Source organism: uncultured Phocaeicola sp. (genome assembly GCF_948499155.1).
Lineage (GTDB): Bacteria > Bacteroidota > Bacteroidia > Bacteroidales > Bacteroidaceae > Phocaeicola > Phocaeicola faecalis.
In genome coordinates, this window is the sequence record NZ_CAOOSE010000050.1 from 1 (window position 1) to 10,488 (window position 10,488).

A 10,488-nucleotide genomic window follows, 5' to 3' on the forward strand; every position below is an offset into this window, starting at 1 on the left:
CTATTTTAAATTCAGCAACCTGCTGAGCAGGCTTTTTTCCTTCGTGACGACGGATGCCGTCCCCGTCATGGTCTTGATTAAAGGCAGTTCTTTGCCATAGCGGGTGGTCAGTCCCTGCGGCAGTGCTATTTCCAGTACAAACCTTCCCTGTTCGTCGGGCACGGGGGAGATGGACTCCACACTTCCCTCTACGGTTCCGAACTCCTGTTCCGGAAACGCCGGCAACCGGATGATAACTCTTTGCCCTATCTGCACTTTCCCTATTCCCTCCATGGGAAGCAGGGCTTTTCCCACGGGCAAAGCGGCAGCGTGCGGAACTATGACAAACATGGTCTCTCCCGCCTCCACATTCTGGTTTCTTTTCCACAGTTGCATGAACGCCACCGTCCCCTCCACGGGGGCTGTCAGCAGATAGCTTTTCTCCCATTCCCCCAAGGCGTTGAAAAGCCCGGCCACGGTGTTGGCCACCTCCGTCTCATACGTCCTGCTTTCCTGCATGTGCTGCAGGTAATTGTTCCATGCAAGCAGACAGGAGGAATACGCCGCCTGCACGCTTCCCAGCTCCGGGATACGGTGGAAAAAGAGTGTTCCCACCTGTTCGGTGCGGCTTCCGCCCTGTTTCCACTCCTTCATCCGTTCCCTCAATTCGAACAGGTCTTCGGTTTGCGCCACATTCTCTATCACCCCCAGTATGTCGCCCTTGCCGGCAGCCTGTCCGTTGGCGGTATACAGCTGTTCTATCCTGCCCGCGCTATGCGCCATGATGTAGGCGGGCGGGGGCTGCGTGGTGAGTGTGAACTCCGTCTCCACCGTGTCGGGATAGCTGAAGCAGGCACTGCCGGCAAGGACGACGACCATTATGCCCAGCAGCACGACAATCCCATAGCGGAGGATGGCGGGCGGAATCCTGCCCATCACCTCCTGCACCTCCTCACTGCGCAGTTCAATCTCACTGTGTGTCCGTTCCTCGTCCATGCCGTCCTCCTTTCCTTAGTTCCCAAGTTCCAGCTGGTTCTTCACCAGCCGGTAGTACAGTCCACGTTTCTCCGTCAGTTCCCTGTGTGTGCCCTCTTCCGCCACCTTCCCCTTGTCCAGCACCACAATCTTGTCCGCGTCGCGCACCGTGCTGAGACGGTGCGCCACCACCACTACGGTCTTTCCCCGGTAGAACTCGTGCAGGTGTTCCATTATATCCTTCTCGTTGTTGGCATCCAGGGCGTTGGTCGCCTCGTCAAAAAAGAGGAATTCCGGATTCTTGTAAACGGCCCTTGCTATCAGCAGCCTTTGTTTCTGTCCCTGGCTGAGCCCGTTCCCCTCCATACCGATTCTGGTGTTATAGCCCAGCGGGAGAGAGTCAATGAATTCCCTTATATTGGCCACGGTTACCGCATGCCTCAGCCGTTCGGTGTCCGGCTGTTCGGTTCCTATGGCAATGTTGTTTGCAATGGTGTCGGAAAAGATGAATCCGTCCTGCATCACCGCCCCGCTCTTTGCCCGCCACAGGTGCGGGTTTATCATTCCAAGCGGGGTCTCTCCCAGCCTGATGCTCCCCTTGCCGGGCGTGTAGAAGCCCAGCATCAGCTTGACCAGCGTGGTCTTTCCGCTACCGCTGGCACCCACGATGGCGGTCACCTTGTGTTGGGGGATGCTCAGGCACACGTCCTCCAGCACGTAATCCCGGTCAGCGCCGTCATAGCTGAAGGACACGTGGCTGAGCGTGATGTCCCTGTTTTCGGGCAGGGCGGAGAGTCTGGAGGCCATCTCCTGCTCCTCGTCCTCCTTCCCGTGTATCTCATTGAGCCTTTCGAGGCTGATTTTGGCATCCTGCAGTTGCTGTGCGAACCCGATGAACGACGTGACCGGGCCGTTGAGCTGCCCGATGATGTAGGTCAGCGACACCATCATGCCCAGTGTCATCTGTCCGTCCACCACAGCCCGGGCAGCGATGAAGGAGATGATGATGTTCGTGGTCTGGTTGAAGAACACGGAGCCCGTCTGCTGCACCTGTCCCAGCGCAAGCCCCCGGATGCTGATTTTGAACAGTCTCACCTGAATCCTTTCCCACTGCCATCTTTTCTGCTTCTCGCAGTTGTTCAGCTTTATCTCCTGCATGGCGGTCACCATCTGTATCAGGCTGCTCTGCTCCCCGGCAGCCTGTGCAAAACGCCTGATGTCCAGTTCCCTTCGATATTTCATGAACACGAGCACCCAGCACACATACAGCGTGTTCCCCGCCAGGAAGATGCCCAGTATGACCGGATTATAATAAGCCAGTATCCATCCGAAGATGAAGAAATTGACAAACGAGAACAGCGTTGCGACCGATGAGCCGGTGAGGAAGCTCTCGATACGGTTATGGTCTCCGATGCGCTGCATGATGTCCCCTATCATCTTGGTGTCGAAGAAGCGCAACGGCAGCTTCATCAGCTTTATCAGGAAGTCTGATATGAGTGATATGTTGATGCGCGTGTTCATGTGCAGCAATATCCAGCTCCGTATGAACTCCACGGATAGTTGGGAGACGGAGACGATGAGCTGGGCTGTCAGAATCAGCGTGATAAAGCCCAGGTTCCCGTCCCGAATCCCGACATCCACCAATGATTGCGTAAGGAAAGGGAATATCAGCTGCAAGAGGCTCACAGCCAACATTCCCAGGAGTAAGTGAGCGATTTGTCTTTTATAGGGAAACAGGTACTTGAAAAAGAAAGTCAGGCTGTTCCTGCCTTCCTTCTCTTTTTCATCCTCGTGTTCATAGAATCGGGGGGCCGGTTTCAAGGCAAGTGCCGTTCCTTTTTCTTCCCCTTCCGCCCTTGTCACCAGCCAGCATTTCTTCATTTCCTCTTCGGTGTATATGACGTTCCGCGAGGCGGGGTCGGCTATATGGAACCTGTATCCCTTCCTTTTCTTCCTGATGTCATAGCACACCACGAAGTGGTTCTGGTTCCAGTGCAGGATGCACGGCAGCGGCATGTCTTCCTCCAGTTGCTTCAGGGTAATACGCACTCCGGATGTGCGGAAACCGATGGATTCCGCCGCGTCACTGATGCCCAGCATGGACACCCCCTCGCGTGTGAGGAAGGAGCGGGAGCGGAGCGTCTGAAGCGAATAGTTCTTGCCGTAATATTTGGCTATCATACGCAGGCAGGTGGGGCCGCAGTCCATCGCATCCAACTGGAGGTAGTGGGGATATTTTTTTTTCGTGTTGTCAAACATATCTCCTGCTGTGGCTCTATCTCATAATATTGATAATCATAAAAACATTATTTAGTGGGGAAGGTTACGTTAATCATCATACCTCCTGCTCTGGCTTCTTTCCCGTTTTTCAATTTAGCAACGGTATATTCAGCTTCTTTTATCAGACGTATAGCTTCTTGGTCCAGTTCTGCATTACCGGAACTTTCTTTAATAGACACATGAGAGGCCTTTCCGTTTTTTTCAACTACATATTCGACGAGTGTTTCTTTCGGGTTTTTGCTATCCCAATCGTTATAGCGGTTGTTCTTTCTGAAATAGTCCAGTCCGCCTTTTAATAATGGTATATGCGAGAAAACACCAAACCCGGTGTAAATACGATCAGGATTATCTTCTTCAGTAATGATTTCTTCCTTTTTACCGATTCTTTTTAAAGAAGCTTCTTCTTTCTCTTTCTTTATAGTGCCAACTATTTTATTTATTTGGGGTTGCTTCTGATAGTCTTTGTCATTCATCACAAAAGGCTCTGCCGTATTCTTTTTTAATCTCCCAATCAAGATTATATTATTTAAATCTTCGCAATCATTTTGCTGTAAATTCTGAATGTACTTGGCAATGCCGGAAGGTAATGAAGACAAATCAGACAACCTGTCACATTGTCCCTGCAAATAATCGGCGTAAATATTAGCTGTATATAAACCTCTTTCAAATACTGCCCATGCAGGCGCATCTATATTTCCCAGCATATCCAGCTTTAATTTGATATAGTTTCCTTTTAGCGTCTTTTTGTCAATCAAACCATATATATAACGATAGTCAGGCTCTATTTCTATTAGCCTTATAAGATAGTAATCAGGCAGTTCTATATAATCGTGCAGGATGGGATTATTCTTGAATTTAACGGTAAAAGAGGGCGCAAGCCTATTATCCGCTTCATTATAATGATATAATGTGTCGACAGTTTTCTTCCAATGGAATACTGAGTAGTCTATTCTTTCTGTATTCATGGATACATTTATATCATTGCTGAAATCAGGTGGCACAATAGTTAAATGCTCGGCTATGATTTCTTTAATGAGTTTTCCCTCAAAGTCCTGTATCCAAAGAGTTGAAGCCGTATCAGAAAAAGGCATATTAGCTACATAAAGTAATTTTTTCTGGCTATCTACATAAAACTTTCCTTTCGTGGTTTCGTGTGCCAACGGAATGTATGGTTGTGCATTTCCTTTTAAATCATAAACAAGTATTTTATTGCCATTCATTGGTAGTAAATATGCTCTGTCGTTCTTCTCGTCAATATAACTGTCATAAATGGAAAAGGTATACTCATTAGGACCTTGTCCTCGTGCAGACAAAGAAGTGATATATTTACCAGTCTTGTCGAATAGTTTATACCCTGTCCCCGAATAGATTCCTATGTAGTTGGAACTTACAGCTATTGCCCCTCCACCACTGGTCTCTTTTATCAATGCTTCTTCATCTTCACTTAAATCTATAAGTTCGAAATCAGAAACAAATGTGCTTAATGGTAAATCAATGGTATCTTTCAATAAACTTAAATCACAGACAATGATTGTGTCTCCATTTAAAGCAATCACTTGTTGGGCTACAACAGGACTGTCTTTTAATGGCGAAGTGGCATCCGCCTGTTCTCTGTCTTGGTGGCAAGAGCTTGCTGTAATTGTCAAGACTAATGCAGCTAATATTTTCTTTAATGTTCTCATATCTTATTTTTTATATTGCATAAATTTACTCTATTGGTAACAATTTCGTAGTTTGATGGAGAAGGGCATAGATTTTTGTCCGGATGTGCGGAAACCGATGGATTCCGCCGCGTCACTGATGCCCAGCATGGACACCCCCTCGCGTGTGAGGAAGGAGCGGGAGCGGAGCGTCTGAAGCGAATAGTTCTTGCCGTAATATTTGGCTATCATACGCAGGCAGGTGGGGCCGCAGTCCATCGCATCCAACTGGAGGTAGTGGGGGAAGGTATTCATTAGAATAATAAATTTAGTTAAAATAAAAAGACCATGTGCAAGTACATCTTGCACATGATTTTTTAAAAGATGTGAACGCGGCATTTATCTAGCATAAAGCTTATTTGCTTTTTGATTCACTTATTTTATATGCAGCTACAAAAATCTCCACCCAAACCAGACATATGTATTCTTGTGCAACTTTTGGTTGAAACTCCACCATGACCGTCAAAACTAGGAGCGCAATATCCGCTACAGCTACCATTAGACATAGAACAATAACCACTTTTAGTTATTTGTCCACCAGTAATTCCTTTCATTTCTACAGGAGTCATAACTTTATGACCCTTCTGTAGTACAATTTTTTTTAATTTCATAAAATAATTAGTTATTGATTATTACTAATGACGAACTTTATTCTTTTTATTCGTCCAATATTTTCATTAATATATTTTCAAGTACAGGTATTGAAGGTCTCAAATAACTGCCTAAAGCTAAAATTGTGCCATCTTCTCCTATTAAAATACCATGAGGAACTCCCATAACGGCATAATCTTGGGGGAACATAGACTCTCTCTCTATGATAACATGTATCCAAGGAACATCCAATTTCTTAACAGCTTCTTTCCATGCGCTAATAGAAGTATCAGTGGATACAGAAATGATTTCTAATCCTTTCTTTTTGTACTTTCTATATATTTCTTTTAACTCGGGCGTTTCTTCAATACATGGACCACAACCGGAATACCAGACATTGATAAAAAGTATTTTGTGTTTTCCTATGTAATCAGATAGCTTTGTTTTATTCCCTTCTAGAGTTATGAATGTATTGTCTCCATATTTCTTACCATTGAATGATTCCCATACCTTAAATGTATTTTGTATGGTTTGTTGTTTTATTATTGCTTCTTTTATTTGTGGAATATTGGCATATTCATTGCTGTTTGACAGTGCAATGTATTCTTTTAATTCTTCTAAACTCCAATCATTTAGCAGGTCTATAAAGTAAGTACGACCTATCGCATTGTTCATATTGCGTTTGATATATGATTTCTGTTCATCAAAAGTTTTAAATGCTGTATATGCCTGTAGCGAATCATTGTGAAGTGTTCCACTTCTATGTGAGATTGAATCCAAATTCAGGTTTATCGTTCCTTCTTCCACGAAGACATCTGCTGCCAATATCTTCTCCGGGTAATTGCCTATTGTCACGATGGAAAGGAAATTATCTTCTGGAAGACCTTTAAAATAGAACTCTCCATTCGTTACAATGGCCGTATCTGCTTTGCATACTTTGTCAGGATTACTGTTGCTGAATCTTAATAGCATGACAGCTCGTCCTTCATAGTTATCTGATATAGTGCCTTTAATTTCAAATTCTCCCGGCTTGAGAGAAGTATTTGGAACCTTATTTATAGTCGTGACAATCCAATTGCCCTTTCTGTTTTTCTCACCTAATAATTGTATATTTCGCCTTGAAGTCATCCATAGATTTCCTATATAACCCTCTTTGTTATTTTCAAATAGAGTACGCAGGTATGAGAAAGGCTTGGGGACTCCATCCAATGTACAGTGTAATTCATTCTGCCATTGTAAATCGGAAATAGAATCTTTTTCTGCATATTTAGCTGTTTGCGCAGTTACAGAAATAGAAAATAAGAATAATAAGATAGATATTAATGTTGTTTTCATATTAATTGGATGCTGTTAAATTTATGTTGCAAAAATATTCTAAATCATCTACATTGTAATTTTCAGGTAATAAATATCCATTAATTAGAATAGTAGGTGTTACTGATAGTTGATTATACTTTTTCCACTGATAATGTTTGTCTAATTCTTCTTGGACACGATGATTGCTAATTTCTATATTCATTTTTTTTGCAAAAGCATCAGGGCTTATTTTCCCCTTATTAAACCACTGCGTATAGATATCTCTAACTTCATCTTGATTTTTTTGTTGATAAGCAGCAATTAGAATTTTGTTACTACTTAATAAATTGTCATTAAATGCAGTAAAAATATATTGTATGTGCATTTTATCCTTGTTCTTTTTTAGTATTCTTTCAATTTTCTTATGTGCAAATGCACATGGTTGACAATGAGGGTTTGTCAAAATAGTGATGCAGATAGAAGAATCAGGGTTGCCTAATATGATGTTTGAATCCAATCTACTAACTTTATAGTATGGTCTTTTTTTGAGCAAGGTGACAAAAACGTCATCTGTAAATTTCATGCTGTTCAATTCTTGTCTAACGTTGGTCATTTGTTGGTTACTTAAGATGATATTAGATAATTTATTAATAGAAAAAATCATAAATAAATATACCATTCCAACAAATATAAAGTTAAAATAATTTAACTTATTAGGAAACATATTTTCATTAAATAATGCAATAAAAAATATACTCCAAAGTATACTTTGTACAATAAGACAAAGTGTACACAATTGTTTAGCAACTCGAATTTGATACCAAATACTCCAAATAGTATAAGGTAATGCGCATATACAGACAGGGATAACATATTCAAATAGTCCAGGAAGAGTAATTAATATTAAAATATTAGATATAAAAAAGCCCATTCCAATTTCACTCCAACTAAGCCAATCAAATATTTTGGCAACTTTTGAATCTAAAATGTCATTACAATCTTTTTGCTTAAATAGCGAACATATTTTATCTGCATAAAGACTCTCTGTGTGATTCTGCTTTTGTAATAAAAAATAGCAAATTATACAACCACAAAGATTGCACAATAAAAAGAGTATTTTTATTGTTGACAATGATTGGAATATGCAAAGTAATAATATTAAAGCTATTGCAATAGTTAATATTGAAAACGTTTGAATTCTATTAAGAATTTCTGTTATAAAATGTTTCCTATAACTAGGCTCTATAGACTCTTTTGTAGGTTCAGCTATTAATGCAATCCCGCTCCATAACTCTATAAATTTATCTATATTCAAAATTGTATGTTTGCCTTTCCAGTAGAAGCCAACTTGTGTATTAGTAACTTTATTAACAACTACAAAATCATAACCGATATGAGCAATAACTGGTAGTTCCAAAGAATTTAAATCTTTATTTTCTACTTTTATGCCTATATTGGGGATATTATAAAGATTTAGCATCTGTGAAATCCCATATAAATTGTATTTGTTTGGGTGTTCTTCAAATAAAGAACTTGAATACGAATTTGTATGTTTGATATTTAGTTCTTTTAAGAAAAGGTTCAATGTGTTTTTATGCATAATTATTTTTTGTCTTAAATAGATTCTAAGAAATCAATATATTTATTTCTCATCTCTTTGAAAGTATACATTCTTTTGTACATTTTTTTGCTTTCTATTTGGTAATGATGATTAGAAGATGTTAAGACTTTGATGATAAGCTGAGATAAACTATTAATATCTTCAGGATGAAATAATTTTAAATCTTTTGATATCATTTCTTTGATGCCAATATTGTCACTTCCTATTAAAGGTATCTTATGCATCATCATTTCTATAGCAACAAAACTACATTGTTCATGATAGGAAGGTATAACTCCCACATCTGCTATTTGGTAGTACTGGCATAAATTTTCTTTTGTAATCTTTCCTGTAAATGTTATTTTGTTTCTAATGCTAAAACATTTTTTGATATATGTATCATAATCTCCATCTCCAACTATAATTAAGTGAGCATTGTCCAATTTTGCTGTAACATTATAAAAAGAACTTATAAGGAGATCAAGCCCTTTGGATGGATCTAATCTGCCTACATAAAGAATTATTAAATCGTTTTCCCTGAAAAGTAATTTATGTTTAAGCATTTTTCGCTCTTCTTTATTGAGAGGAATATATTCATCTTTTATACCATTGGGTATTTTAACTATTTTATATTTTTCTATCATGTATAGTGAGCTTAAGAGTTCTTCGGTTTGCTTTGATAAACAAATAATATAGTCAACCTGATTGAAGTATCTTTTTTCTTGTATAAATTCTTCGTATATAATATTTTCTTCTTCATCTTTTGCCTTTGTAGTGATTATTTTTTGTAGTTTACTAATGTTTCCATTTAGAGGAAAACACCATCCTAAAAAATGAACTACAGCTATTATTTTACAGTCATTTATGTGTTTTTTAAGATACTCAATAATAGGATGCATAAAATAATAGTTTAATATAAATATATTTGCTTCTTTCTTATTGGTGTAAATACTTACAATATATGATAGATTACGGTAATATCTAATATAATTACTCTTTGTATCATAATAATTAATTGCTGGAATATCAATCATTCTCATTTTTCCATTGTATTGGATGGTAATTTCATTTACTTGAGAATTCAATGTGATTATGGTAATATTATTTTCGTTTAAGCACATACATAATTGATTAATAAAAGTTCCAATGCCGTATTGAGAAGCTTTATTTATATAATTGAAAATATAAATATGTTTAGTAGTATGGTTCATAAATTTGCAAGTTGATTGTTAGCGAGTCTTACTAAATATTTTTGCCAATTATTCTTGTAATTAACTTCTTTAAGGTAGATACTATATATTTGATTAAGTATTGTATTGAAAGAGTATGATATTTGTTGCTGTTCAAACCAATTTATAAAAATACCTATGTATTGCTCTTGTTCTGTTTTTGGAATTTGCTTGCAGGCTTTATATAAATTATTTATATAATTAAAATCAAATGAATGTGAAGAGTCAACTTGCCGAGTAGATAATATTCTACTTAGTACATAACAAATTATACCTTCCAGTCCATCATATAATGAATAGTTAGTGAATCTAGTTGAATCATATAGCATTACTTGTAAATCCATTTCATTTAGAATTTCATCTGTATTTTCTTTTAAAAATCCATAATGTGCTAAATACTCTATTCCCCAACCAATTCCACATATTCCACTAGAAAAAGAAATAGGCATTTCATCATTAATATCTTCTATTATATCATTAAGCAATTCATATGCAAACTGTTCATATATACTATTATGGGTGTGCATAGAATAATGAAAATAGAATAGTGACAACCCCATTTTCCCCTTACTTAAGTCAAGGTAAGGGATGTTTATATTGTTTAATATATAATATAATGCCATTTTATGTATTTCTTTTTTCATAACTCTAAGGGAATTGTTTAATAGCACTTTGCTTTTTGATTGATATCCAAATAACTTTTACAAGTTTTATTTCTTACTATTTTATATGAACAGAGCCTACTAAATAGTTACTCTTTTCTCTTATTTGTATAGTATACTCTCCTTTATTCCAATTATCAATAAGAATGGGATAAGTGGTATACTCGGAAACGGTA

At 38.7% G+C, this 10,488-nt stretch carries 9 protein-coding genes; all 9 read right to left on the minus strand.

Going from position 1 to position 10,488, the window contains the following annotated elements:
* The 9 genes from QYT14_RS18645 to QYT14_RS18685 all read right to left on the minus strand — a co-directional run bounded on the left by QYT14_RS18645 (position 1) and on the right by QYT14_RS18685 (position 10,294).
* Positions 1-762: an HlyD family efflux transporter periplasmic adaptor subunit gene (locus QYT14_RS18645; protein ID WP_237039809.1), complete on the minus strand. Its 762-nt coding sequence runs from the start codon at positions 760-762 to the stop codon at positions 1-3.
* A gap of 228 nt (positions 763-990) precedes the next feature.
* Positions 991-3,213, minus strand: a complete 2,223-nt coding sequence (locus QYT14_RS18650; RefSeq protein WP_289307059.1) for a peptidase domain-containing ABC transporter — start codon at positions 3,211-3,213, stop codon at positions 991-993.
* A gap of 47 nt (positions 3,214-3,260) precedes the next feature.
* On the minus strand, positions 3,261-4,916 hold the full coding sequence (locus QYT14_RS18655; RefSeq protein WP_289307058.1) for a TonB family protein: 1,656 nt from the start codon (positions 4,914-4,916) through the stop codon (positions 3,261-3,263).
* 30 nt (positions 4,917-4,946) lie between these two features.
* Positions 4,947-5,243, minus strand: coding sequence for a cysteine peptidase family C39 domain-containing protein (locus QYT14_RS18660; RefSeq protein ID WP_289393449.1), 297 nt, complete (start codon positions 5,241-5,243; stop codon positions 4,947-4,949).
* 71 nt (positions 5,244-5,314) lie between these two features.
* On the minus strand, positions 5,315-5,545 hold the full coding sequence (locus QYT14_RS18665; protein WP_289307057.1) for a hypothetical protein: 231 nt from the start codon (positions 5,543-5,545) through the stop codon (positions 5,315-5,317).
* 46 nt (positions 5,546-5,591) lie between these two features.
* Positions 5,592-6,860: a TlpA disulfide reductase family protein gene (locus QYT14_RS18670; RefSeq protein ID WP_289307056.1), complete on the minus strand. Its 1,269-nt coding sequence runs from the start codon at positions 6,858-6,860 to the stop codon at positions 5,592-5,594.
* A gap of 1 nt (position 6,861) precedes the next feature.
* Positions 6,862-8,421 (minus strand): thioredoxin domain-containing protein, encoded by a 1,560-nt coding sequence (locus QYT14_RS18675; protein ID WP_289307055.1) that lies wholly within the window; start codon positions 8,419-8,421, stop codon positions 6,862-6,864.
* Positions 8,422-8,435: 14 nt separating this feature from the next.
* Entirely contained in the window at positions 8,436-9,632 is a 1,197-nt protein-coding gene (locus tag QYT14_RS18680) for a TIGR04157 family glycosyltransferase (protein ID WP_289307054.1), read from the minus strand.
* Positions 9,629-10,294, minus strand: coding sequence for a lanthionine synthetase LanC family protein (locus QYT14_RS18685; RefSeq protein ID WP_289307053.1), 666 nt, complete (start codon positions 10,292-10,294; stop codon positions 9,629-9,631). The genes QYT14_RS18680 and QYT14_RS18685 overlap by 4 nt, the downstream gene beginning before the upstream one ends.
* Positions 10,295-10,488: the final 194 nt, after the last annotated feature.